Annotated in this window: 22 protein-coding genes; 17 read left to right on the top strand and 5 right to left on the bottom strand. The window is 67.0% G+C overall.

The genetic code is table 11. The features are described from left to right. Positions 1-119 precede the first annotated feature (119 nt). The 10 genes from ACSFBF_RS07375 to ACSFBF_RS07420 all read left to right on the top strand — a co-directional run bounded on the left by ACSFBF_RS07375 (position 120) and on the right by ACSFBF_RS07420 (position 11491). On the top strand, positions 120-1337 hold the full coding sequence (locus ACSFBF_RS07375; RefSeq protein WP_435465652.1) for an aspartate transaminase: 1218 nt from the start codon (positions 120-122) through the stop codon (positions 1335-1337). A gap of 121 nt (positions 1338-1458) precedes the next feature. Then, positions 1459-2661, top strand: coding sequence for an ABC transporter substrate-binding protein (locus tag ACSFBF_RS07380; protein WP_435465653.1), 1203 nt, complete (start codon positions 1459-1461; stop codon positions 2659-2661). Between the two features lie 34 nt (positions 2662-2695). Continuing rightward, entirely contained in the window at positions 2696-3568 is an 873-nt protein-coding gene (locus ACSFBF_RS07385; RefSeq protein ID WP_435465654.1) for a branched-chain amino acid ABC transporter permease, read from the top strand. 13 nt (positions 3569-3581) lie between these two features. Next, entirely contained in the window at positions 3582-4616 is a 1035-nt protein-coding gene (locus ACSFBF_RS07390; protein WP_435465655.1) for a branched-chain amino acid ABC transporter permease, read from the top strand. Beyond that, positions 4606-5379 carry an ABC transporter ATP-binding protein gene (locus tag ACSFBF_RS07395; RefSeq protein ID WP_435465656.1) on the top strand — a complete coding sequence of 258 codons (774 nt, stop codon included), beginning with the start codon at positions 4606-4608 and terminating at the stop codon, positions 5377-5379. The genes ACSFBF_RS07390 and ACSFBF_RS07395 overlap by 11 nt, the downstream gene beginning before the upstream one ends. Positions 5380-5396: 17 nt before the next feature. Next, positions 5397-6125, top strand: a complete 729-nt coding sequence (locus ACSFBF_RS07400) for a branched-chain amino acid ABC transporter ATP-binding protein (RefSeq protein WP_007836487.1) — start codon at positions 5397-5399, stop codon at positions 6123-6125. A 41-nt stretch (positions 6126-6166) separates the two neighbouring features. Next, positions 6167-8257 (top strand): hydantoinase/oxoprolinase family protein, encoded by a 2091-nt coding sequence (locus ACSFBF_RS07405; protein WP_435465657.1) that lies wholly within the window; start codon positions 6167-6169, stop codon positions 8255-8257. A 12-nt stretch (positions 8258-8269) separates the two neighbouring features. Further along, the gene (locus tag ACSFBF_RS07410) at positions 8270-9958 is read left to right on the top strand and encodes a hydantoinase B/oxoprolinase family protein (RefSeq protein ID WP_435465658.1); all 1689 of its coding nucleotides are present in this window, start codon (positions 8270-8272) and stop codon (positions 9956-9958) included. Beyond that, positions 9958-10758, top strand: coding sequence for an SDR family oxidoreductase (locus tag ACSFBF_RS07415; protein ID WP_435465659.1), 801 nt, complete (start codon positions 9958-9960; stop codon positions 10756-10758). The genes ACSFBF_RS07410 and ACSFBF_RS07415 overlap by 1 nt, the downstream gene beginning before the upstream one ends. Positions 10759-10774: 16 nt before the next feature. Further along, on the top strand, positions 10775-11491 hold the full coding sequence (locus ACSFBF_RS07420) for an HpcH/HpaI aldolase family protein (protein ID WP_435465660.1): 717 nt from the start codon (positions 10775-10777) through the stop codon (positions 11489-11491). Positions 11492-11502: 11 nt separating this feature from the next. On the opposite strand, the gene ACSFBF_RS07425 is transcribed toward ACSFBF_RS07420, so the two are convergent. After that, positions 11503-12471 (bottom strand): LysR substrate-binding domain-containing protein, encoded by a 969-nt coding sequence (locus tag ACSFBF_RS07425; protein WP_435465661.1) that lies wholly within the window; start codon positions 12469-12471, stop codon positions 11503-11505. A gap of 98 nt (positions 12472-12569) precedes the next feature. Here ACSFBF_RS07425 and nac point away from each other — a divergent pair, with 98 nt between their 5' ends. Then, positions 12570-13496, top strand: coding sequence for a nitrogen assimilation transcriptional regulator NAC (gene nac / locus ACSFBF_RS07430; protein ID WP_435465662.1), 927 nt, complete (start codon positions 12570-12572; stop codon positions 13494-13496). Positions 13497-13511: 15 nt separating this feature from the next. Here nac and ACSFBF_RS07435 read toward each other — a convergent pair whose 3' ends face one another. Beyond that, positions 13512-14333, bottom strand: coding sequence for a helix-turn-helix transcriptional regulator (locus tag ACSFBF_RS07435; protein ID WP_435465663.1), 822 nt, complete (start codon positions 14331-14333; stop codon positions 13512-13514). Beyond that, on the bottom strand, positions 14330-15118 hold the full coding sequence (locus ACSFBF_RS07440; RefSeq protein WP_435465664.1) for an acetoacetate decarboxylase family protein: 789 nt from the start codon (positions 15116-15118) through the stop codon (positions 14330-14332). The genes ACSFBF_RS07435 and ACSFBF_RS07440 overlap by 4 nt, the downstream gene beginning before the upstream one ends. A gap of 187 nt (positions 15119-15305) precedes the next feature. Between ACSFBF_RS07440 and ACSFBF_RS07445 the strand changes: the two genes are divergently transcribed. Then, positions 15306-15689, top strand: coding sequence for a response regulator (locus ACSFBF_RS07445; RefSeq protein WP_435465665.1), 384 nt, complete (start codon positions 15306-15308; stop codon positions 15687-15689). A 45-nt stretch (positions 15690-15734) separates the two neighbouring features. Beyond that, on the top strand, positions 15735-17447 hold the full coding sequence (locus tag ACSFBF_RS07450; RefSeq protein WP_435465666.1) for a hypothetical protein: 1713 nt from the start codon (positions 15735-15737) through the stop codon (positions 17445-17447). A gap of 7 nt (positions 17448-17454) precedes the next feature. Here the strand turns inward: ACSFBF_RS07450 and ACSFBF_RS07455 are convergent, their stop codons facing one another. Beyond that, positions 17455-18765: an MFS transporter gene (locus ACSFBF_RS07455; protein ID WP_435465667.1), complete on the bottom strand. Its 1311-nt coding sequence runs from the start codon at positions 18763-18765 to the stop codon at positions 17455-17457. Next, positions 18762-19517, bottom strand: a complete 756-nt coding sequence (locus ACSFBF_RS07460) for an aldolase (RefSeq protein ID WP_435465668.1) — start codon at positions 19515-19517, stop codon at positions 18762-18764. Before ACSFBF_RS07460 ends, ACSFBF_RS07455 begins: the two co-directional genes overlap by 4 nt. 203 nt (positions 19518-19720) lie before the next feature. Here ACSFBF_RS07460 and ACSFBF_RS07465 point away from each other — a divergent pair, with 203 nt between their 5' ends. The 4 genes from ACSFBF_RS07465 to ACSFBF_RS07480 all read left to right on the top strand — a co-directional run bounded on the left by ACSFBF_RS07465 (position 19721) and on the right by ACSFBF_RS07480 (position 24035). Further along, positions 19721-20710 (top strand): AraC family transcriptional regulator, encoded by a 990-nt coding sequence (locus ACSFBF_RS07465; RefSeq protein ID WP_435465669.1) that lies wholly within the window; start codon positions 19721-19723, stop codon positions 20708-20710. Between the two features lie 63 nt (positions 20711-20773). After that, entirely contained in the window at positions 20774-21250 is a 477-nt protein-coding gene (locus ACSFBF_RS07470) for a MarR family winged helix-turn-helix transcriptional regulator (protein WP_435465670.1), read from the top strand. Positions 21251-21538: 288 nt separating this feature from the next. Then, entirely contained in the window at positions 21539-22366 is an 828-nt protein-coding gene (locus ACSFBF_RS07475; RefSeq protein ID WP_093052466.1) for an alpha/beta fold hydrolase, read from the top strand. 109 nt (positions 22367-22475) lie between these two features. Continuing rightward, a complete protein-coding gene (locus tag ACSFBF_RS07480) occupies positions 22476-24035 on the top strand; it encodes a cation:proton antiporter (RefSeq protein WP_435465671.1) in 1560 nt (519 codons plus the stop codon). Position 24036: the final 1 nt, after the last annotated feature.

Consider the following 24036-nt stretch of genomic DNA (forward strand, 5'->3'; position numbering starts at 1 on the left):
ACCATGCCGCGCGGCCCCCATAAGGAAATGCGTCACCCCTAGAACAAGTCCGTCTTTGCGCCAGCACCGGGACGCTCCTACTGTCATGCCTCCGACATCGACACCGAAGAGGAAGCCACGTGAGCCCGTCCAGCCCGTCCCGAATTTCCAGGCGCATCCGCCGCATCAAGCCCTCCCCCAGCAGCGCCGCCGCAGACCGGTTCGCCGAGCTGCGCAGGGCCGGCAAGGACATCATCAACCTCGCCATCGGCGAGCCCGATTTCGACACGCCCGTGCACATCCGCGAAGCAGGCTGCGCGGCCATCGAACGCGGCGAAACCCGCTACACGCCCGTCGCCGGCACGCTAGCCCTGCGCGAAGCCATCGCGGCCAAGCTCCTGCGCGAGAACGGGCTGAGCTACAGCCCGCGCGAGATCATCGTCACGGTCGGCGCCAAGCATGCGCTGTTCAACGCGCTGTCGGTAACGGTCGAAGAAGGGCACGAGGTGATCGTGCCGGCGCCGTACTGGGTGTCGTACCCCGACATGGTGCTGGCCTGCGACGGCACGCCGGTCACCGTGGCCTGCAAGGAAGAAGACGATTTCCGGCTCACGCCGGAGGCGCTTGAAGCCGCCATCACGCCGAACACGCGCTGGCTGGTTTTCAACTCGCCCACCAATCCCACTGGCACGACCTACACCGCCGGGCAACTGCGCGCACTCGCCGACGTGCTGATACGCCACCCACAGGTCATGGTGCTGACCGACGACATCTACGAGCACATCCGCTTCACCGATGCGGCGCCGCCCCATCTGCTGGCCATCGAGCCCGGCCTGCGCGACCGCACGCTGGTGGTGAACGGCGTGTCCAAGACCTACGCGATGACGGGCTGGCGCATCGGCTATGCGGCCGGCCCCGCGGACATCATCGCGGCGCTGGACATGCTGCAGTCGCAGTCGACCAGCGGCGCATCGTCGGTAAGCCAGGCCGCCGCCGTGGCAGCCCTGAACAGCGACGCGGCCTTTCTTCCCGCCTGGGTTGTCACCTACAGGCAGCGCCGCGACACCGCGACCCGCCTGCTCAACGACATTCCGGGCATTCGCGCCCGCGCACCGGGCGGCGCGTTCTACCTCTACCCCCACTGCGGCGGCCTGATCGGCAAGCGAACGCCCGAGGGCAAGACGCTGGAGACCGACAACGACGTCGTGATCTACCTGCTCGAAGCGGGCGGCGTCATGGTGCTGGCGGGCACGGCGTATGGGGTATCTCCCTACTTCCGCATGTCGACGGCCACCAGCGTCGAGCAGATCGAGGAAGGCTGCCGGCGCATCGCCTCGGCGGTGGCGAAGCTCGCCTGACCTCCGGGCTGCGGACCTTGCCTATCAAGAATCCTTATAGGCGAAGGTCCATAACGTATTGGCCGCCGCAGCGCCCTCTTCCTACTATTCCTTCAACCCTTCCATGACCCGGAGAAAAGCAATGAGCTACCCCACGAATTCGAGATTGCGCGGCACGGCCCTGGTGGCCATTGCCGCAATCGCCGGCTTCTGCACGCTTGCGCCCGCCAATGCGCAGACCGACACCTTCAAGATCGGTGTCATCGCGCCCATGAGCGGCCCCAATGCACGCTACGGCGCCTTCGCGAACAAGGGCGCGGCGCTCGCCGCCAAAGAAATCAACGCCGCCGGCGGCGTGCTCGGCAAGCAGATCGAGCTGGTGAGCGGAGACAGCCAGTGCGTGCCGGCGGAAGGCGTTGCCGCCACCCAGCGCATGATCAGCCTCGAGAAAACGGCGGTGATCATCGGCGACGTCTGCAGCTCGGTCACGCTGGCGATGCAGCCGTTGGCCGAAGAGTCGAAGGTGCTGCTCGTGAACGCGGCCTCGTCGAACCCCGACATCACCTACAAGGCCGGCGTGGGCGGCTTCAAGTGGACCTTCCGCAACTACCCGACCGACGAGGTGCGGGCCGCGACGGTGCTGGAGTACGCCTCGAAGACCAAGGGCTTCAAGAAGTTCGCGGTGCTCTCGGTCGACAGCGACTACGGCCGCGGCGCCATCAAGTTCACCAAGCGCTACCTGCCGAAGTACGAAGGCGCTGAGATTCTGAGCGAGGACTACTACAAGGATTCGGAGACCGACTTCCGCTCGGTGCTGAGCAAAATCCGCCGCTCGGGCGCGCAGGCCATCTTCCTCTACGGGCAGGCCGACACCACGCCGATCATCGCCCGCCAGATGCTCGAACTCGGGCTGGCCGGCAAGGTCGCGCTGGTCGGCAACGGCGAGTTCAACACCAAGGAAACCATCGCCGCAGCGCCGAAGGTCATGAACGGCGCTGTCGAGGCCGCCGCGTGGCTGCCCGAGGTGCCGGCACCGCGCAGCCTCAAGTTCGTGGAGGACTACAAGAAGGCCAACGGCGGCGAGATGCCGAACAACCATGCTTACACGCACTACGACACGCTGAACCTCGTCGTGGCCGCGATCAAGAGCGCCAACAGCCTGAAGGCCGAGGACATCCGCAACGCCATGGCGAAGATCAAGTACGACAGCCCGATGGGCGTCGTGACCTTCGACGACCACAACCAGGCAGTCATGCCCATGGTGCTGCTCGAGATCACCGACGGCAAGCCGGCCATCAAGGGAATGATCGCGACCAAGGTCGACTACGCGGCCGGCGCGAAGTGAAGAAGAAGCGCCCTACCCGGCCTGCGAGAACACCGTGAGTTCCTTCCTCTTCGAACAGATCGTCAACGGCATCATCACCGGGTCGGTCTACGCCCTGGTGGCCGCCGGCATGACGATGATCTTCGGCGTGCTGCGGGCCATCAACTTCGCCCACGGCGAGTACTACATGCTGGGCACCTTCGCGGCCTGGTGGGTCATGTCGAAGCTGATGGCCGACTACAGCCTGGCCATCGTCGGCGGCGTGGCCATCGTCAGCGTTATCGCGGTGCTGATCGGGCGCAGCGTGATGCAGCGCCTCATCGGTCAACCCTTCCAGGCCGGTGTGCTGGCCACGCTGGGGCTTTCGCTCATCCTGCAGAACGTGGTCATCCTCGCCTTCGGTGGCGGCTACAAGGTGTTCTCGGGCGGCTGGCTGGAACCCATCGAGCTCGGCGACTTCGGCATGTCGCAGCAGCGCGTGATCCTGGTCGTCGTCACCATCGCGGTGTTCGCAGGGCTCGAATGGATGGTGCGCAGCACGCGCCTGGGCCGCTCGATCCGTGCCGTGTCGCAGAACATCGAGTGCTGCCAGGTCAACGGCATCGACGTCGAGCAGGTGGTGCGCCGCACCTTCCTGATCGGCGTGGCCATTGCGGCGCTGTCCGGCATCCTGACGGGGCCGATCAACGTGAGCATCTACGGCGGCATGGGCGAGTCGATCACGCTGAAGACATTCGCCGTCATCGTGATGGGCGGCATGGGCAACGTGCGCGGCACGCTCATCGCGGGCTGCCTGCTGGGCGTTATCGAGAGCCTCGTCGCCGGCTTCATCGGCCTGCAGTACCGCGACTCCGTCGGCTTCATCGTGCTTTTGCTCATGCTCATGTTCCGGCCGCACGGCCTGTTCAGCAGCAAGGCCCGCTTCTGAGAGCGTCAACGTCATGAAACAGGCAATCTTGTCAACCACCACGCTGGACACGCCGCGTCTGCCGGCCGCCCGGGTCGCCGCGGTCAACTGGAGCGCATGCGCCGTTGGCGTGGTCGCGCTGCTTTGCGCGCCGCTCTTCCTCGGCGACTACTACCTGCACGCGATGGTCCTCGCGATGATCTTTCTGCTGCCGGCACTCGGCCTGAATCTCATCCTGGGCTACACGGGCATGCTGTCGCTCGCGCAGGGCGTGTTCTTCGGGCTCGGTGCGTATGCGTCGGCCCTCATGTCGATCCACTTCGGCACGCCGTTCCTGGTGAACTTCCTGGTCGCGGGCCTGGTGGCCGGGCTGGTCGCGCTGCCGCTGGGCATTCCGGCGCTGCGGCTGCGCGACACCTCCTTCGTGATGTGCACGCTCGGCATGGTGGTCATCGCGCAGATGGTGTCGAAGAACTGGATCGACCTGACGCGCGGCGACATGGGGCTGTCGGGCGTAGCCCGGCCGCGCCTGGGCTTTGGCGACTGGGTCTACACCGTCATCAAGGCGCCCGAGTACTTCTACCTGGTGCTCGCCGTTGCCGCACTGGCGGTTGCTGCGTTCGTCGCACTGATCCGCTCGCCCGCGGGCCGCTGCATGGTGGCCATTCGCGACAACGAGACGCTGGCCGAATCGCTGGGCGTGCCGACCTGGACCTACAAGCTGCTGGTCTTCATGCTGAGCGCCGTCTTCGCGGGGCTGGGCGGCAGCCTCTACGCGCATTTCTCGACGGTCGTGAGCCCGCTGGTCTTCCAGGCCTACTACTCCAACACCATCCTGATCATCGTGCTGGGCGGTGGCGTGGGCAAGGTGCCGGGCGCCATCATCGGCAGCTTCGTCTTCGTGGCGTTGTCCGAGGCGTTGCGCATCACGCCGGAGCTGCGCATGGTGATCTACGGCTTCGTGCTGCTGGGGCTGGTGTTCCTGTTCCCGCAGGGGCTGGCGCCGCTGTTCCAGCGTGCGGCAGAACGCATTGCCGGTATCGGAAAGGGGCCGCGCGATGTCCGCTGAACCCGCAATGCTGCGCATCGAAGGCCTGCGCAAGAACTACGGTGCCGTCGCGGCGCTCCAGGGCGTGGACATCGAAGTCCGCCGCGGCGAGGTGATGGGGCTCATCGGCCCCAACGGCTCCGGCAAGTCGACGCTGTTCGACTGCTGCACCGGGCTGCAGCGCAGCGACTCGGGCCGCGTGCTGCTCAAGGGCGTCGACATCACCGGCTGGCCGATGAACCGCATCGCCCGCGAGGGCCGCTTTCTGCGCAGCTTCCAGAAGACAGTGGTCTTCCCCACGCTGGACTCCGAAGAAAACCTCGTGCTGGCCGGGCAGATGTCGCGCTTTCCGAACGTGCTGTCTACCTTCTGGGTCGGGCCGTCGGCCAAGAAGCGCATCAAGGCCCTGCGTGAACGCGCGAAGGAACTGATCGAGGTGACCGGGCTGGCACGCGTGGCGCACCAGCCGGCCGGCAACATGTCGGGCGGGCAACAGAAGCTGCTGCAGTTCGCGTCGATGCTGATGCCCGAACCCGAGCTGATCCTGCTGGACGAACCGCTGGCGGGCATCAACCCGGTGCTCATCGAGAAGGTCATCCAGTGCATCGAGCACGCGAACCAGAAGCTGGGCGTGACCTTCGTGGTGATCGAGCACAACACCGATGTGCTGATGAACCTCAGCCACCGCGTGGTCGTGCTGCACCAGGGCGCCAAGCTGGCCGACGCCACGCCGGAAGAAGTCGTTCGCAACCCGGAGGTCATCGAGGCCTACCTCGGCGGTTGACACCAAGGAGCAGCATCATGGAACTCGAAATCGACAACCTCCGCGCCGGCTACGGCCACCTGGACATCCTGCACGGCGTGGACCTGAAGATCCGGCACGGCGAATTCGTCACGCTGCTGGGGCCCAACGGGGCCGGCAAGTCGACGCTGCTGAAGTCGCTCTTCGGCATGACCACCCACAAGGGCGGCGCGATCCGCTGGAAGGGCAAGGACATCGCTGGCCTGCGCCCGCAGGCGATGCTCGGCCACGGCATTGCCTACGTGCCGCAGGGCCGCTGCAACTTCCAGCTGATGTCCATCGACGAGAACCTCGAGATGGCGGCCTACACCATCAAGGGCGGCGACCTGAAAGGCGAGCGCGAGTACGTCTACGACCTCTTTCCCATTCTGCGCAAGCGCCGCAACGAGCTCGCCGGCAACATGTCCGGCGGCGAGCAGCAGTTGCTCGAAATGGCCATGGCCGTGCTGCGCCGCCCCGAGATCCTGCTGGTGGACGAGCCTTCGGTCGGCCTCTCGCCGCAGGCCATCACGCTGGTCTTCAACGAACTCAAGCGCCTGCACAAGGGCGGGCGAACGATCCTGCTGGTCGAGCAGAACACCCGCAAGGCCATGGAAGCCGCCGAGCGCGCCGTGGTGCTGCGCCTGGGCAAGGTCATCTGGGACAGCCCGGTCGAGGCGCTGAGCACCGCTGACCTGGGCGAACTGTTCATGACGGGCAGGCGCGCATCCGATGCGGCCACTGCCTGAGCACCACACATCTCAACCGAACACTCAAGGAGCTGAAAGGCATGAAACTGGCATTTGACACAGGTGGCACGTTCACCGACTTCGCGATGACGGAGGACGACGGCACCATCCTGCTGCACAAGGTTTTGAGCACGCCCGATGCGCCCGCACGCGCCGTGCTCCAGGGCGTGGACGAGCTGCTGGCCAAGGTGCGGGCCCGCGATGGCGGCAAGGCCAAAGGCAACGGCCAGCTGCAGATTCTTGGCGCGACCACGGTCGTGACCAACGCGGTGCTGGAGCGCCGCGGGGTGCACACCGCCTTCATCACCACCGACGGCTTCCAGGACATGCTGCGCATTCGCACGGAGGGGCGCTACGACCTCTACGACCTGCGCATTCAATACCCCGAGCCGCTGGTGTCGCGCGAGCTGTGCTTCGGCGTGGAAGAGCGCATTGCCGCGGACGGCACGGTGATCAAGGCGCTCGACGAAGACGGCGTGCGCACCATCGCCCGCGTGCTGCTCGACAAGAAGGTGGAGTCGGTGGCCGTGTGCCTGCTGCATGCCTACAAGTACGCGCAGCACGAGCGGCGCGTGGCGGAGATCCTGGCCGAGGTCGCGCCGGGCATCTCGGTCTCGCTGTCTTCGACGGTGTGCCCCGAGGTGCGCGAATACGACCGCGCCTCGACCACCGTCGTCAATGCCTACACGCGGCCGATGATGGTCGGGCACGTGAACCACCTCGAGCGCGAGCTGTCGCAGCGTGGCGTCGAAGGGCAGCTGCTCTGGATGACTTCGAGCGGCGGCGTGGTGCCGAGTTCTTCAGCTTCGCGCACGCCGGTGCGGTTGATCGAATCGGGGCCGGCCGCTGGCGCCGTGGCGGCGGCGGACTATGCGCGCCAGGCCGGCGAGTCGAGCGTGCTGTCGTTCGACATGGGCGGCACGACCGCCAAGCTGTGCCTGATTCCAAACGGCCAGCCGATGGTGGCCAACGACCTCGAAGTGGCCCGCCACGAGCGCTTTCGCAAGGGCAGCGGCTTTCCTCTCAAGATCCAGTCGATCCACATGATCGAGATCGGCGCGGGCGGCGGGAGCATCGCGGCGCGCAACAAGCTCGGCCTGCTGGGCGTGGGGCCGCGCAGCGCGGCTGCGGCGCCGGGGCCGGCCTGCTACGGCCGCGGCGGCACGGAGCCGACGGTGACCGATGCCGACCTGCTGCTGGGCTACCTGAACGAAAACTCCTTCCTGGGCGGCGACTTCGCGCTCGACAAGCCCGCCGCCGAATCGGCGATGGCACGGCTCGCAAAGGATCTCGGCATTTCGCTCGAGCGCTGCGCCTGGGGCATCCACGACATGGTCAACGAGAGCATGGCCGAGGCCGCCTCGATGCAGGCCACCGACAGCGGTGTCGACCCGCGCGCCCTGCCGCTGATCGCCTTCGGCGGCGCCGGCCCGGTGCATGCCTACGGCGTGGCCCGCAAGCTGGGCATCCGCAAGGTGATCTGCCCGCTGGGCGCCGGTGTCACCTCGGCCATCGGGCTGCTGGGCGCGCCGGTGGCGGCGGACCTGTCGGCCAGCCTGCCGATGCGCATCTCGGCCTGGAATCCGAGCGCGGTGAACGTGGTGAAGGCCACGCTGGCGGACCAGGGGCGCGAAGTGGTGCTGGCGAGCAAGGTGCCGGTGGACCACATCAGCTACTCGTACACCGTGGACATGCGCCACGTGGGCCAGGGCTACGAAATCTCGGTGCCGCTGCCGGAGCTGGACCCGGCGGACCCGAAGTTCATCGAGGAACTGCTGGCCCGCTTCCATGCCAACTACGTGGCCCTGTATGGACGCGGCGTCTCGGGCACCGACGCGGAGGTCATCACCTGGCGCGTGCGTGCCAGCGGTCCGAAGGCGCCGGTCTCGCTCGCGAGCCTGCGCGGCGAATCGAATGTGGCGCGCGATGCACGCAAGGGTACGCGGCCGGTCTTCTTCCCGGAGCTTGGCAAGTACGTCGACACGCCGGTCTACGACCACTATGCGTTGGTGCCCGGCGTTCCGGTCGAGGGGCCGGCGATCATCGAGCAGCGCGAGTCGACCGTGGTGATGGGGCCCAACGCCAGTGCCTCGCTCGATGCCCAACACAACCTGATCATGCTTTTGTCCTGAGGTCTTCTTGCCATGTCCATGCTCAAACCCGACTTCAACGACCCGATCACCCTGCAGGTGATGTGGGACCGCCTGGTCTTCATTGCCGACCAGGCCGACAGCGCGCTCGGCCGCACGGCCTTCTCGCCCATCGTGCGCGAGAACCACGACTACGTGAACGTGCTGCTGGACGCCAAGGGGCGCGCGCTCGCGCAGTGCACCTGGTCGATTCCGGTGTTCATCACCACGCTGCCCATGGCGGCGCAGAACTACTTCCTCAAGGCCTTTCCGCCCGAGTCGCTGGAGCCCGGCGACGTGCTGGCCACCAACGACCCGGTGATCGGCACGGGCCACCTGCCGGACATGGTCATGCTCACGCCGATCTTCCGCAAGGGAAAGATCGTGGGCTACGCGGGCAGCATCGCCCACCTGCCGGACATCGGCGGGCGGCCGCAGTCGCCTGACTCGACCGACATGTTCGAGGAAGGCATCCGCATTCCGATGCTCAAGCTGTTCAAGGCCGGCAAGCCGAACACCGACGTGTTCTCCGTCATCGAGGCCAGCGTGCGCCTGCCGCACGAGGTGCGCGGCGACATCCAGAGCATGGTGGCCGCCAACGAGGTGATGAGCCGCGAGCTCACGCGCTTCATGGACGAATACGGCCTCGAGGACTGCGACGGCCTCGGCGAGGCCATCTTCAGCCGCTCGGAGCGCCACATGCGCAAGGCCATCGCGGCCTGGCCCAACGGCAGCTACAAGGCCGACATGACGATCGACGGCTTCGAGTCCGACGTGAAGCTGTGCGTGAGCGTGGAGGTGCGCGACGACTCGATCCACGTCGACTACACGGGCACATCGCCCGAGGTGGCGCGCGGCATCAACGTGGTGCCGCACTACCGCGTGGCGCACAGCGTGTATGCGCTGAAATGCCTGCTCGACCCGGAGACGCCGAACAACGAAGGCTGCATGGTCGCGCTGACCGACTCGGCGCCGGCAGGCTCCATCCTCAACCCGCGGCCGCACGCGGCGGGTGCGGCGCGCAACCTCGTGGGGCACTGCATTCCCAGCTTGATCTTCAAGGCGCTGCAGCACGTGGTGCCCGATGGTGCGATGGGCGACAGCGGCGGCGCGCCGATCTGGGGCATCAACTGCCAGGGCCAGCGTTCCGACGGCACGGCCTACGGCAGTGCGCAGAACTTTCATGGCGGACAAGGCGGACGCTCGTCGATGGACGGCCTGGACACGCTGAGCTTTCCGTCCAACTGCCGCGTGACGCCGATCGAGATGTACGAGCTTGCAGTGCCAGTGCTCACCGAATGCAAGGAGCTCATTCCGGACTCGGGCGGACCCGGCAAGTTTCGCGGCGGGCTGGGCCAGCGCGGCGTGATCCGCAACCTGTCGGACCGCGAGATGAACATCTACCTGAGCACCGAACATGTGAAGTACCCCTGCCTCGGCGTGCTGGGCGGCCAGGCCGGGCGCAATGGCGCGGTGCTGCACGACGGCAAGGCCGTGTTCCCGAAGGGCCGGCTGGTGCTGGCGCCGGGCGAGCGCCTGACGATCGAGCTGCCGGGTGGCGGCGGCTGGGGCGATGCCCAGCAGCGCTCGCGCGATCTGGTCGAAGACGACTTGCGCCAGGGCCTCGTCAGCATGGCCGGCGCGCAGGTCGACTATGGGTACGAGGTCGAAGCCGGCGCCGAAACGCAGAAGGCGGTGGCGTGATGGCCGGCGCACTGAAGGGACAGGTCGCACTCGTCACCGGTGGCGGCTCGGGCATCGGCCGCTCCACCGCGCTGATGCTTGCCGCCGAGGGCGCGCGCGTCGTCGTGATGGGCCGCAGGCTTGAGCCGCTGCAGGCGGTGGTCGAAGAGATTCGAAGCGCCGGTGGCGAAGCCTGGGCGCGCCAGGCCGACCTGCAGGAGCGTGAGCAACTGCTGGAGCTTGTGCAGTGGACCGGGAAAGAGGTCGGCCCCATCGGCATCCTGGTCAACAACGCGGGCCTCACCAGCCGCGTGCGCAACATCCGCTGGATCGAGCCGGACGACTGGGAGTCGGCGGTGTCGGTCAACCTGACGGCGGTCTACGTGCTGATCCAGGCCGTGTTGCCGGGGATGCTCGATGCCGGTGCCGGCACCATCGTCACCGTGTCTTCGCTGGCTGCCGTGCGCCCGAACCTGCTGGGCGGTGCGCCCTACGGCGCGGCGAAGGCGGCGGTGACGAACCTGATGGGCTTCGTGCACGGCACCTTCCGCAACAACAACATCCGCTCCACGACCATCCTGCCCGGCGAGGTCGACACGCCCATCATGGACACGCGCGCGCGCCCGCCGAGTGCCGAAGAGCGCGCCGCCATGGTTGCGCCCGACGACGTGGCGCGCGCCATCTTGCTGGCCTGCACGCTGCCGCAGGGCACCACCATCGAGCAGCTGGTGATCAGCCCGACCCGCGCGCGCGACCAGGGCCCCGACATCGAAATCAGCCGCTGGCTCGGCGCGCCCGACGGAACACCCGGCAAACCCTGAACGAGACAAGAAGAGCATGAGCGACACCCTTCATCAACGCCTGGCACGCGGCGACTCCGTGCTGATGGTCAACCCCAACCATGTGTCCCCCACGCTGTGCGAGAAGCTCGTGCGCTCGGGCGCGGACTCGGTCTTCATCGACTGCGAGCACGGCCTGGCCAGCTTCGAGGACATCCACCACATGGCCAAGGCCGCGCGCTATGCCGGCGGCTTCGGCATCGTGCGCCCGCAGAATCAGGAGCGCTCCACCATCACACGCTGCCTCAACGCGGGTGCGGACGGCGTGATGGTGCCGCTGATCCACACCGCGGACATCGCCCGCCAGGTGGTGCACACCTTCCGCTATGCCTGCCCCGACGACCATGCGACGAAGCTGCTGGTCGGCATGGTGGAGTCGGTCGAAGCGGTGCGCAACCTCGACGAGATCCTGGCGGTCGAAGGCATCGACGTGTTCTTCGTCGGGCCCGGCGACCTGTCGCAGTCGATGGGCTATTCGCCCGCAGTGGCACCGGGCAAGCGCCGCCCGCAACCCGCGCTCGACCTGGTCGATCAGACGCTGCAGCGCATTCGCGCGGCAGGAAAAATCGCGGGCACGCTGGTCGTGAAGCAGGACGTCGAGCACCTGGTGTCGATGGGTGCGCAGCTGCTGTACTACCACGCGGACCCTTTCGTGACGGAAGGCGTTGCGGCAATGCGCAACCTGTCGCAGCCGGTGGCGGCCGTCGCGCACTGAGCTTCGAGAAATCAGGGCTGCGGTAACGCGGCTTCCGGTGCGCGGATGCCCGCGAGCCGCCCGGCGGCGAACAGGTTGTCGATCTGCGCCCGGAGAATCTCCAGCACGGCGCGCGCCTGGTCGGACATCGGCAGGTGGTCCGGCACGCACAGCGACACGGTGGCCTGCAGCGCAGGCTCGACGATCCTGCGGATCACCGGCGGGTTCGCGGCCGGCGGAAAGTCCGCCAGCGCCGAAGGCAGGATGGTCGCGCCCACGCCGGCCTGGATTGCCTGGCGCAGCGTTTCGGCGGATTCGATCTCGGCGCGGATATTCGGCACCACGCCGACGCGGGCAAAGGCCTCGTCGACCATCCGCCGCAGAAAGTGCATGCGGCTCGGCAGCAGCAGATCGATGCCGGCCAATGCGCGCAGGGCGATGGTCTGGTCGTCGTTCTGCTCCAGCTCCATGCCCGGCGGGGCGATCAGGAACAGGTCTTCGGTCAAGAGCGGCTGCAGCGTGAGCCCCTTCATGGGGCTGCCCGCGTAGATGATGGCCATGTCCAGGCGCCCGGTCATCACCATCTCGCTCAGCACCAGGCCGAAGTTGTCGTTGATGAACAGGTTGACGCCCGGGTATGCGCTGCGCACCGCCTGCAGCAGCGGCATCGACAGCGCCGAAGCCGTGCTGTAGGTGGCCAGCCCGACCGAGACGGGGCCCGAGATGAAGCTTTCGTCGGTGCGGTTCATCAGTTCGCGCTCCACCTGCTCGAGGTGGCTCAGCATGATCTGTGCGTGGCGGTAGAGCTCGTTGCCGGCAGCGGTGGGTGTCACCCCGGCGTTGGAGCGGTTCAACAGCTTGTGCTTGAAGTGCTCTTCGAGCGAAGCGATGTGCTGGCTCAATGCCGGTTGCGCGACGCTCAGTTGCGCGGCGGCTGCGGAGAGGCTGCGCGCATCAACCGCAGTCACGAAGCTCTTGAGGGTCTTGAAATTTACCGTCATGGGAAGTCGGGTGCGAACTGATCGTAACCCCGGTTGACGCTGCCAACGCGTGGCTCGATGCTTGCTTGCAAACAGAACAGCAAGACGACGGAGACCCGGTGAACCTCAGGCGGTTGAAATATTTCGTGAAGATCGTTGACGTGGGCAGCCTCACGCAAGCCTCGGAGGTGCTGCACGTTGCGCAGCCTGCGCTGAGCCAGCAGCTGGCCACGCTCGAAGGCGAGTTCAACCAGCGTCTGTTGCTGCGAACGCAGAAGGGCGTGGTGCCCACGGAAGCCGGCATGGTGCTGTACCGCCACGCGCAATTGATACTGCGCCAGTTCGAGCAGGCGCGTGCCGATGTCGTCAATGCCGGGCGCAGCCTGGCGGGGCAGGTGTCGGTCGGTCTTGCGCCGGGCACCGCCGCGTCGGGCCTGGCCCTGCCGCTGCTGCAGACGGTGCAGGAGCGGCATCCGCAGCTCATGCTGCACATCAACGAGAACTTCGGCACGACGCTGTGCGACGTAGTGCGCAACGGCCTCATGGACATGGCCGTGCTCTATGGCGGCGAGCATGCGGTGCGGGGCCTGTCGTTCGACCCGTTGCTCACCGAAGACCTCTGCGTCGTGGCCTCTCACGGCATGCTGCGCATGGACGGCAACGAGCTCGCGCTGGCCGAACTGCGGAACGTGGACCTGCTCCTGCCCAGCATCGACAACCAGTTGCGCCGCAGCGTGAACCGGGCCTTTGCTTCGGCGAAGATGATCCCGCGCGTGGTGGCGGAGATGGAGTCTTCGAGCACGCTGTCGGCCGCGGTCGCCTCGGGCGTGGGCGCGACGATCCTGCCCGTGTCGCTTGCGCGCTCCGTCGCGGCCACTGCAGCGGTCGACGTCGGGCGGCTGGTGTCGCCGCACATCGAGATTCCGCTGGCGCTGTGTGCTTCCGATCACCTGCCGCTGTCGGAGCCTGCGCAGGTCGTCAAGGGCATCCTGATGGAGCTGGTCAATCGCCTCGAGTTGGGTGGCGGCATGCACACTGTGCATTGACGGTCAGCGACCTTCTCAAGCGGCCTTTTGCGCGCCTTGCCGCACGGCCATGTAGTTGCCCGGCGTCACGCCGAAGCAGCGGCGAAACCAGCGCGAGAAATGAGCCTGGTCCGTAAAGCCGCATTGCGCTGCCACGTCGGCCGCCGCGCACCCCTCGCGCAGCAGCGCCTTGGCCCTGCCGATGCGCGCGAGCCGCGCATAGTGCGCCGGCGTCACGCCGACGGCCATGCGGAACAGGCGATGAAAGTGCTCGCGCGACACGCCCAGCCGCCGGGCCAGCGCACCCGGATCGATGCGGCACGCATCCTCGGTCGCCAGCGCGTCGCAGACGGCTTCCACGCGCGTGTCGCCCGCGTGACGCTCGACCGCCACCAGTTCGCCGCTGGTCTGCGCTCCAAGAATCCGCTCCAGGAGCCGGCCGACCCGCGCACCGTCTTCCGCCAGCGCCGCAACGGCCAGTGCATCGGCCATGGCCGCGTCTTGCCAGACGCTCCGGCGCAGCGCGCCCCGCTGGCCCTGCGGCCATCCGAAGCGCGCGCCGACCCAGGCGTGCGGCACATACAGCATCACCATGCGAAAGCCCTGCGCGCTCACGCCGGCGGTGTGAAGCATGAAGGGCGCCATCAGCACCAGATCGCCCGCCTGCGCCACCTGCCGCTCGCCGGCGCAGGTGAATTCGCAGCGGCCTTCGAGGATGGCGCCCACGCTCCACTCGGCATGCCAGTGCAGCTCGAAGCGCGCTTTGGGGTCGGCCGCGAACATCGCCTCGACCTGCGCGCCGTCTTCCATCGGCAGGCCGATCACGTGCGAGGCGGGTGAGCTTGTGCGCGGGTTCATCCCTCCAAGGGTAGCGCCCCCCGCACTGTGATGCCCATCCAGCCGGCGCTGGCGGTCGTGGCGTCCACAGGGCCGAGCAGCGCCAGCTCTTCGACCGGGTGATCGTGGAACCGCAGCGTCGCACTGCCACCGAACCAGCCCGACTCGACGCGGTCGATGATGTCGGCGCGCAGATAGCGCGGCACCGCCACGCTGCCCGGCTGTGTCAGATCGGGCCAGCCGATGGCGCCGATGGTTGGTGCCGCCAGAAAACCCAGGCGCCCGGTCTTCTCGCCCGACAGCGTGACCGAGGCATCGACGAGTCGCCGCTCCTTCACGCTGAGGCTCGCGCCCAATTGGCTGCCCGCCGACAACGGCGCGGCCGCCGGATGGATCAGCGGCATGCTGCGCGTGAGCCAGGTCTGGCCGATCTTCTTGGGCCAGCCCTGGAGCCAGCCGCGCAGCAGCGAAATATCCTGGTCCACATAGATCAGCGGGCAATAGAAGCGCGCATCGCCACCGCCCGGCCTTGCCGCGATTTCGAGCACGACGATGGTCTCTCGGTACTGCGCGTATACGGGGTCGAGCAGCTCGCGGCCATCGTCGCCACAGGCCTGCCAGTCGGCGAAGTGAACGCAGCCCTTGCCGGTGGCCGTGCCGAGCTCACCCGGCACCAGCGCCGCACCAAGCGCGGCATCGAATTCGAAGGCAACGTTGACGAGCCAGCCGGCGTAGTGCCAGGGCGGTGCCTGTACGAGCGCACTGCGGCCGGAGGATGTGAAAGGAGGCGTAAAAGATTGCGGCATCGGATGTGGACAAGTTCAAGACCGCCGCACGATATGGCTGCATACGCCGCCGCGTCTTGTACGCCAGTGATCCCGCTACGACAGATGACGGCGTTGTCCGACTCGCCCCGCCACAGCGGTAGACACAATGACCGCCTCGGCCGAGACAAGCCGATTGAACACAACGAGAAGCTCCTGGCTCCGCACGATGACCCGCATCTATCTGATTGAAGACAACCCCCTGATCGCCACCACGCTGACCGACGGGCTGCAAGAATTCTCCGAATGCAATGTGATCGGCACCGCCACCACCTCTGGCGGCGCCATCGACTGGCTCAAGAAAAACCCCGAAGGCTGGGACGCGGCCGTCATCGACATCTTCCTGGCCGAAGGCAACGGGCTCACCGTCGCGCAGTACCTGCAGGAGCACAAGTCACCGGCGCAGCGCACGGTGGTTCTCATGAACTACGCGACCTCCGAGGTGCGCGAAGGCGCGCTGTCCGCGGGCGTGGATGCGGTGTTCGACAAATCGCTGCAACTCGAAGCCTTCTACGACTTCTGCAAGACGCTGAACATCTCTCCGCGCCGTTGAGGCGGCGGTCGTAAGCGGGCGGTCCATCGCGGCACAATCGCCCGCGTGCCGATCTTCAAACACAGCCTGACTGCCAGCCTCGCGCTGGCGTTCGCCCTTGGTGCCGCGGCCGAGCCGGTGCTCCTGGTCACGTCGCCTGCCGCCTTGCAGGCCGCGGAAAAGTCCGGCGCAGGTTTTGCGCACTGGGCCGGCGAGGCACCGGGGAGCGACGGCATCGCGACCAACCAGGCCCTGATGCGCTCGCCCGTCTGGCGCTCCATCGTCGAGCCGATCAGCGCGAGCCTCGCCGGCATCCAGCGGCGCGACAGGCAGGCCGGCGTCGGTATCTCGAAATATCCGCACCGGCTGTTCGATGCGCGCTGGCTTGCAAGCCCCGATGCCTTCTTCGAGCTGGTGGGCGTCGCCAACCGCATGGACCGGCGTCCCTTCCAGAGCGGCGCATGTGGCGAGACGCGGCTGGTTTACCGCCTGGCCTATCGCACGGCCGCGATGCAGTCGCGCCTGCCGATGACGGTCAACGTCGAGCTGCGCGGCGATGCGCCCGATGCCGATGGCAGTTGTGCGAGCGCCGCGAAACGCTGGCAGCCGCCGCAAGCGCCAATGACCGACGAGGCGACGGGCCGCTGGCTGGTGTCTGCCGATGGTCCGCTGGCGCAGCAGCGCCTAGCGCTCGCGCACATCGCGCAGGTCACAACCAACCTGCAGAGCGTGCGCTGGCCCTCGGCGGTGCGACCCGACCTGGGCGGCCATGCCGAATACATGCTGCGCGCTTTCCGTTGGAATGCAGGAGCGAAGCGCTTCGACGTTGCGCCGCTGGAGAACACGCCGGACATTGCAAAGCTCAAGGCCAACGCACCGCTGCGCAAGGAACTGCAGCAATGGCTGCAGCAGCCCGCCAACCTGCGCGCGCTGGACGAGGCCACCTTGCAGATTCCCGAGAAGTTCCTCGCGACTGAAGCCATTTCGGTCGCGCCGCGCGGACTCGAACGACTGGCGAACCGGCCCTTCGAGCAGCTCTTCGCGCCGGGCGAGTGGCAGGCCGTTCCAGGCAGTCGAACGCTGCAATCGCCACAGGCAGTGCTGCGCCGCCTCGACGACCTGAGCTGCGCAGGCTGTCACCAGAGCCGCGCGGTCGCGGGCTTTCACCTGCTAGGCGTAGATCGGCGCGGTGCATCGCGCACCTTCACCACGGGCAACGCGCTGGCGGTGCCGCACTCGCCCCATGTGCAGGACGAACTGGCACGCCGCGGCGCCTATGTGCGGGCCGCGCTGTCGACGCCACGGCCCGATCCGTTCCGCCCGCTGGCCGAGCCCGACGATGCGAACACCGTGGCAGAGAAGCCGACAGTCGGCTCGCGCTGCGAGCCCACCCGCATCACCGCATCCGCCAACCCATGGCTGGACCGCGCCGAGAAACTGCCGCGCATCTCCTGCGAAGGCATGCTCTCCGTGTGCGAGAAAACCTCGGTCGGCTTCCCGGGCGGCATGTGCTCGGGCCCCTGCGATCCGAACGACAAGAACGGCACCTGCGGCGGCATCGCGATCCTCAGCGACTTCAACAGTTGCCTCGCCGCGAAGAAGCCCTTCGGCGAATGCCTGGCGAAGCACACGCGCCCCGGCAATCTGCGCAGTTGCTCGGCGCAGCAGCCCTGCCGCGACGACTACATCTGCGCGCAGGCCGAGGGCCAACCCGAGGGGCGCGGCGCATGCATACCGCCCTACTTCCTCTTTCAGATGCGAGTGGACGGGCACTCCTGAAGGGCAATCATTCGTTCGCGGTAGGGCGCATCAGCCAGGCCGAGACGGCAGCCACCACACCAAGCACCGCGACATAGATGCCCACCGGCACGATGCTCGAGTACTTCGCGACCAACGTAGCCGCGATGATCGGCGCAAGCCCGCCGCCAATGGCCGCCGCGAACTGGATGCCTATCGAGATGCCCGAGTAGCGCAGCTCGGCCGGGAACTGCGCCGCATACAGGTTCGACTGCGGCGCGAACATCAACGGGTAGTTGATCGACAGTGCCACCACCATGGCTACGGTGTACGCCGTGAGCGATCCGCTGCCGATGGCCTGAAACAGCGGCACTGCCATGATCGCCAGCAGCAGCCCGCCGAACACGTAAAGCCGCCGCGCGCCCACCTTGTCGGCAAGCCAACCGCTGGCCGGGATGGTGAAGACCATCACGGTCGAGCCGGCGATCAGCGCGTGCAGCGCATCGGCGCGAGAAAACCCGAGGCGGCTGGTCGCATACGAGATCGAGAACACCAGGATCGTGTAGATCAGCGTCACCTCGGCCAGCTTGCCGCCGATGGTCAGCAGCAGGGGCTTCAGGTGCGCCACCACGACCTCGCGCGCCGGCAGCGCCGCCGTCTTCTGGTGCACCTTGACCTGCATGAACTCGGGCGACTCCTGCACCTTCATGCGGATGAACACGCCCAGCACGATCAGCACCGCGCTCGCAAGAAACGGCAGCCGCCAGCCCCAGCTCAGGAAGCTGGCCTCGGGCAACTGAGTGACCAGCGCGAAGGCGCCCGACGACAGCAGCACGCCAATGGGTGCGCCCATCTGCGGCATGCTGCCGACCAGCGATTTCCATTTGGGCGGTGCATGCTCCACGGCCATCAGCATCGCGCCGCCGAGCTCGCCGCCGAACGACAGGCCCTGCCCGATGCGCAGCAGCACCAGCAGCACCGCGGCCCACAGCCCGATCGATTCGTAGGTCGGCAAGAGGCCGATCAGCACGGTGCAGATGCCCATCAGCAGCAGGCTCAGCGTGAGCATCGACTTGCGACCCAGCCGGTCGCCGTAGTGCCCGAAGATGATGCCGCCCAGCGGCCGGGCAAGCATGCCGCTCGCGAAGGTGCCGAAGGCTGCCAGCGTGCCGACGGTGGGGTCGAAGTTGGGAAAGAAGAGCTTGTTGAACACCAGCGCTGCGGCGGTGCCGTAGGCAAGGAAGTCGAAGGCTTCGATGGCCGTGCCGACCATGGTGGCGGCGCCGATCTTCCACACGCTCTGGTGCTTTCGCTCCACGGTGGCCGCTTGTGCCTGCAATGGCGAGGCGATGCTGTTCATGGCTGCTCCTGTGTGATCTGCCGCGCGAACATCGCGAAACTGGCGTTGACGATGCTCCGCTGCAAAAGAAAGTCGTGCGACTCCTTCGCCAGCACCGGGTCCACCAGCTTGAGCCGCCCGTAGGCCGACTGCGCAATCAGCTGGTTGCGCGCCGCGCGCTCGATGAGCACCGACATGTAGAGCGACTCCTCGATGGTCGCCGTGGCGGCCAGGAAGCCGTGGTTGGCGAGCAGCACGCAGCGCTTCTTGCCCAGGGCTGCCGAGATGATCTCGCCCTCGACGTCGGCGATCGGCAAGCCGGGCCATTCGCGCAGGAAGGCGCAGTCGTCGAAGAAGGGCGTGGCGTCCATGTGCGCGATCTGCAGCGGCTCGCCCGTCATCGACAGCGCCGAGACGTACGGCGGGTGCGTGTGGATCACGCAGTTCACGTCGGGGCGGCGCCTGTAGACCCACAGGTGGAAGCGCACCGCGGGGTTGGGCACGCCGCGGCCCTCCAGCACGCGCAGCGAATCGTCGATGCGCATGACCGACTGCGGGCGAATCTCGGCGAAGGCATGCGCGAGCGGCGTCGTCAGGAAGGTGCCGTCGGGCTGCCGCACGGTGACCTGCCCGGCCAGGGTTTCGGAGTGCCCTTCCTTCGCGAGGATGCGGCAACTGAGCGCGAGCCTCTCGGCCTCGGTCCAGTTGCCATAGCTGAGGCCGTCGAGGGACGGCGCGGGGGTGTCGTGGTTTGCTGGGCTCGTATCGTTCACGCTGTGGCTCCTTTGCATCGGCGGGGTGCGGCCAATGTAAGAAGCGGGGTGCGGTTTGCTCTTGCGCGTGGGCGCACGCGGGTTGATCCAGCGTGCCAACTAGTGGAAAGTCTTAACTCCCCCAAGGCAGACGGCCGCCTAGACTGCATCCGACTGCACCTGCTTGGCACGAAGCGTGCGGGCCAACGGCAGGAGCCCCACCCATGCACCACGACACAGCAGCATCCGACCTGAGCTTCGCGCCCTGCTTCCGCCCGTTCTACCCGGGCGACGTGCAGGGCTACTCGAACGCGCTCGATTCGCTGGTCTACCCCGGCGAACTGAGCGTGCAAGACAGCAACCCGCGCATGAGCCTCGAAGCCTGCCGTCTCGTAGGCGGCGGCCTGGCCATCAGCTTCACCTCGACACCGCTCGCGGTTCGCCATGACACGGCGCTGGCCTGCGGCGGCGGCACGGGCGACGTGCTCGCCATGATTGCCGTCGAAGGCGAAGGCACCATCGATCAGGGCGGGCGGCGCATGCCCTTCCGCAAGGGCGACATTACTTTCCGCACCACCCGGCTTCCCTCCACCTGCACGCTGACCGCGCCCGGCAAGCTGGTGATGCTGCGCCTGCCCTCCGACCGCTTCTTCGGCATCTATGCCGACCTGCACGACCGCTTCGTGCCTTCGATCGCGCAGGCGGATTCGCGCCTGGCCGAGGCCGCCCGCACGCACATGGGCCATGTGTTTCCCGGCGCGGTGCAGGCTGCGCCAGCGCTGGCGTATTTTTCGGAGCAGTCGCTCGTCTCGCTGCTGGCCGCGACCTACTGCGAGTCGGTGGGCGAATCGGTCGCCGAAGACGCTGCCGACGGCAAGCGCCGCGAGCGCGACCGTTGGCAGCGACTCGTGGCCTTCATCGAGGCGCACCTGGGCGATGCGGAGTTGTCGGTCGATGCGGTCTCGAAGGAGCTTGGCATTTCGAAGCGGCTCACGCACCGCCTGTTCGAGATGCAGCGCACGCAGTACGGCACGTACCTCAAGGTGCGCCGCCTGGAGCGCGCGAAGGAAGAGCTGCAGAACCGGCGGCTCGACCACCTGAGCGTTTCGGAGATCGCCTATCGCAACGGCTTTGGCGATGCGAGCCATTTCAGCCGCTGCTTCAGGAGCCAGTTCGGAACCCCGCCCGGGGCCTACCGCAGATCGCCGGACTGAAGGATTCGCGCGGCCGGAGAAATATTGCTTGCCATTAGATCGCATGCGATATAATATTCGGCCATGCCTGCCAAGCGCTCCATCGCCCAACCCGTCGACACCCCTGCGAGCGATTCGCTGGCGCTGGACGAACAGCTCTGCTTCGCCGTCTACTCGACGATGCTGAGCCTCAACAAGGTGTACCGCGGCCTGCTGCGCGACCTGGATCTCACCTACCTGCAATACCTTGTCATGCTGGTGCTGTGGGAGAAGGACGAGATCAACGTCTCCGAGATCTGCACCCGCCTGTCACTCGAAACCACCACCCTCACCCCGTTGCTCAAGCGGCTCGAAGCCCGCGGACTGATCCAGCGCGTGCGTTCGCCCAGAGACGAGCGCCAGGTCATCGTGTCGCTCACGGCTGGTGGCCGCGCGCTGCGCGCCAAGGCGCAGGGGCTGCCGGGTTGCGTCGCGCAGGCCATGGAGTTGTCTCCCGAGCAGATCGGCGCGCTGCGCACCCAGTTGCTGGGCCTGCGCGCCAGCCTCGACAGGAACGCGTGATGCGCAGCCGCTTCGCCGTTCCTGTTTTTTCAAGGCAAATACATCGTATGCGATATTAATTCATACGATACAAAACTCACCTCAACCACGTCACTCAAGGAGCACACCATGTCCGCAAACAGCAAGAATCCAACCGCCACCCCGACCCGCCGCAGCCTCCTGGTCGGTGGCGCTTCCGTCGCAGCCGGAGCCCTCGTGGGGACCGGCTTTTCCCAGGCGGCGTCCGCCGCCTCCACTTCTGCGCCGAACCAAGGCGCCATCCATCGTTCTTTGAAAGGAACACGCACCATGAGCAACACCATCGTCACCAAGGACGGCACGCAGCTGTATTTCAAGGACTGGGGTTCCGGCCAGCCCGTCGTGTTCAGCCACGGCTGGCCGCTTAACTCCGACAGCTGGGAATCGCAGATGCTGTTCCTCGCATCTCAGGGCTATCGCACCGTGGCGCATGACCGCCGCGGCCACGGCCGCTCCAGCCAGCCCTGGAACGGCAACGACATGGACACCTACGCCGACGACCTCGCCACCGTCATCGAGACGCTGGACCTGAAGAACGTGATCCTGGTCGGCTTCTCGACCGGCGGCGGCGAAGTGGCGCGCTACATCGGCCGCCACGGCACCAAGCGCGTGGCCAAGGCCGCTCTGATCTCGGCCGTGCCGCCGCTGATGCTGAAGACCGCCGCCAACCCCGGCGGCCTGCCGATCGAAGTGTTCGACGGCCTGCGCGCAGCGCAACTCGCGAACCGCTCGCAGTTCTACAAGGACGTGCCCTCGGGCCCCTTCTTCGGCTTCAACCGCCCCGGCGCCAAGGTGTCGCAAGGCCTCATCGACTCGTGGTGGGTGCAGGGCATGGCGGGCGGCCACAAGAACACCTACGACTCGATCAAGGCGTTCTCCGAAACCGACTTCACCGAAGACCTGAAGAAGTTCGACGTGCCCACGCTCATCGTGCACGGCGATGACGACCAGATCGTGCCGATCGGCGCCGCCGGCCTGGCCTCGGCCAAGCTGGTGAAGAACAACAAGCTGATCGTCTACCCCGGCGCGCCGCACGGCCTGACCGACACGCACAAGGACAAGTTCAACGCCGACCTGCTGGCGTTCGTGAAGTCCTGATGATCCTGAAGAAAAGGGGCCCGCCGCCGGGCCCCTTTTCTTTTCATCGGGCGAGGATGAATCGACCTCTTAGTATTCGGGGAAAACAACACCCAGACCGAGGGCTCCGATGGACATCTTCGAAAACGTGCTGGTCATGCTAATCGCCGCCTGTCTGCTGCTGCAGCTCTCGCGGCGTCTCGCACTGCCCTATCCGTCGATGCTGGCGCTGGCCGGCGTGTGCCTGGGCGCGATGCCTTGGGTACCGCACATCAGCCTCGACCCGCACCTGGCGCTGGCGCTATTCATCGCGCCCGCGCTGCTCGACTCGGCCTTCGACATCTCACCGCGCGAGCTGCGGCGCAACTGGATGCCACTGGTCTCGCTGGTGCTGGTGGCGGTGCTGCTGACCACGGCGGCGGTCGCATGGGCCGGCTGGGCCCTGGCCGGCCTGCCGCTGGCGGCGGCAATCACGCTCGGCGCCATCGTCGCGCCGCCCGACGCGGTGGCCGCTGCGGCGGTGATGCAGCAGTTCCGCATTCCGCGACGCACGCTGTCGATCATCAACGGCGAGAGCCTGCTCAACGACGCGGTGGCGCTGCTGGTGTTCGGCGTGGCGGTGTCGGCGGCCGGCGCCGCACACGTGCCCATGACCAGTTCGCTGCCGATGCTGCTGGTCGCGGTGCCGGGCGGCGCGCTGGTCGGCTTCGCATTCGCCAAGCTCAACATCCACTTCGGCTCGCCGCTCTTCGCGGGCACGCGCTCGGCCATCATCTTCCAATTCGTGATGACCTTCGGCGCGTGGATCGTGGCCGAGCGGCTGCACCTGTCTCCGATCATCTCGGTGGTTGCCTTCGGCATGACGCTGGGCCAGTTCGCGCCAAAGCACCATGCGCCGCGCGACCGCGTGCACTCCTATGCGGTGTGGGGCGCGGTGGTGTTCACGCTCAACGTGCTGGCCTTCTTCCTGATGGGGCTGCAGGCGCGAAGCATCCTCGAGCGGCTGTCGGGGCCGCAGCTGGTGCATGCCCTGCAGTTCGCCGGCCTCGTGCTGGTGCTGGTCATCGCGGTGCGGGTGGCCTGGGTGATGCTCTACGGGGCCGCGATGCGTACTTACAAGGTGCGCCTGATCGCGCAGGGGCACAACGTTCCCGTGCCGTCGAAACGCATCGCGCTGCTGGTGGGGTGGTCAGGCATGCGCGGGTTGGTGACGATGGCCACGGCCTTCGCGCTGCCGGCGGATTTTCCGGGGCGCGACCTCATCGTGCTCAGCGCGTTCGCGGTCGTGCTGGGCACGCTGGTGATCCAGGGCTTCACCATCGGGCCGCTGATCAGGGCATTGAAGATCGAGCCCGACGCATCGCTCGACAAGGAGGTGTCGCTCGCGCGCACCGCGATGATGGACGCGGCGCTGTCGGCCCTCGAAGCCGAAGAAAGCCGTGAGGCCGACGCCGTGCGCGACGAATACCGCGCGGCACGCGTGCTGGCGCAGGACGAGCGCCAGCCGCAGGCAAAGACGGCGCACGACCGGCTGCGCGCCGTGGCGATTCGCGCGCAGCGGCAGGCGCTCGAAGCGCTGCGCCACAGCGGACAGATTGAGGACGACGCCTACCACCAACTGGAAGAAGAGATGGACTGGGCCGAGCTCAACGCCATTCCCGCGAACGACGTGCGGCTCCAGAGCGTCTAGG

Origin of the sequence: Variovorax nivicola (assembly GCF_051216475.1) — a bacterium.
In the GTDB taxonomy this organism is placed as follows: Bacteria; Pseudomonadota; Gammaproteobacteria; order Burkholderiales; family Burkholderiaceae_C; genus Variovorax.

Coding starts and splice junctions, on each gene's coding strand:
- ACSFBF_RS07380 (WP_435465653.1), top strand. CDS start 1,459: ATGAGCTACCCCACGAATTCGAGATTGCGCGGCACGGCCCTGGTGGCC.
- ACSFBF_RS07390 (WP_435465655.1), top strand. CDS start 3,582: ATGAAACAGGCAATCTTGTCAACCACCACGCTGGACACGCCGCGTCTG.
- ACSFBF_RS07395 (WP_435465656.1), top strand. CDS start 4,606: ATGTCCGCTGAACCCGCAATGCTGCGCATCGAAGGCCTGCGCAAGAAC.
- ACSFBF_RS07400 (WP_007836487.1), top strand. CDS start 5,397: ATGGAACTCGAAATCGACAACCTCCGCGCCGGCTACGGCCACCTGGAC.
- ACSFBF_RS07405 (WP_435465657.1), top strand. CDS start 6,167: ATGAAACTGGCATTTGACACAGGTGGCACGTTCACCGACTTCGCGATG.
- ACSFBF_RS07410 (WP_435465658.1), top strand. CDS start 8,270: ATGTCCATGCTCAAACCCGACTTCAACGACCCGATCACCCTGCAGGTG.
- ACSFBF_RS07415 (WP_435465659.1), top strand. CDS start 9,958: ATGGCCGGCGCACTGAAGGGACAGGTCGCACTCGTCACCGGTGGCGGC.
- ACSFBF_RS07420 (WP_435465660.1), top strand. CDS start 10,775: ATGAGCGACACCCTTCATCAACGCCTGGCACGCGGCGACTCCGTGCTG.
- ACSFBF_RS07425 (WP_435465661.1), bottom strand. CDS start 12,471: ATGACGGTAAATTTCAAGACCCTCAAGAGCTTCGTGACTGCGGTTGAT.
- ACSFBF_RS07435 (WP_435465663.1), bottom strand. CDS start 14,333: ATGAACCCGCGCACAAGCTCACCCGCCTCGCACGTGATCGGCCTGCCG.
- ACSFBF_RS07440 (WP_435465664.1), bottom strand. CDS start 15,118: ATGCCGCAATCTTTTACGCCTCCTTTCACATCCTCCGGCCGCAGTGCG.
- ACSFBF_RS07445 (WP_435465665.1), top strand. CDS start 15,306: ATGACCCGCATCTATCTGATTGAAGACAACCCCCTGATCGCCACCACG.
- ACSFBF_RS07455 (WP_435465667.1), bottom strand. CDS start 18,765: ATGAACAGCATCGCCTCGCCATTGCAGGCACAAGCGGCCACCGTGGAG.
- ACSFBF_RS07465 (WP_435465669.1), top strand. CDS start 19,721: ATGCACCACGACACAGCAGCATCCGACCTGAGCTTCGCGCCCTGCTTC.
- ACSFBF_RS07470 (WP_435465670.1), top strand. CDS start 20,774: ATGCCTGCCAAGCGCTCCATCGCCCAACCCGTCGACACCCCTGCGAGC.
- ACSFBF_RS07475 (WP_093052466.1), top strand. CDS start 21,539: ATGAGCAACACCATCGTCACCAAGGACGGCACGCAGCTGTATTTCAAG.
- ACSFBF_RS07480 (WP_435465671.1), top strand. CDS start 22,476: ATGGACATCTTCGAAAACGTGCTGGTCATGCTAATCGCCGCCTGTCTG.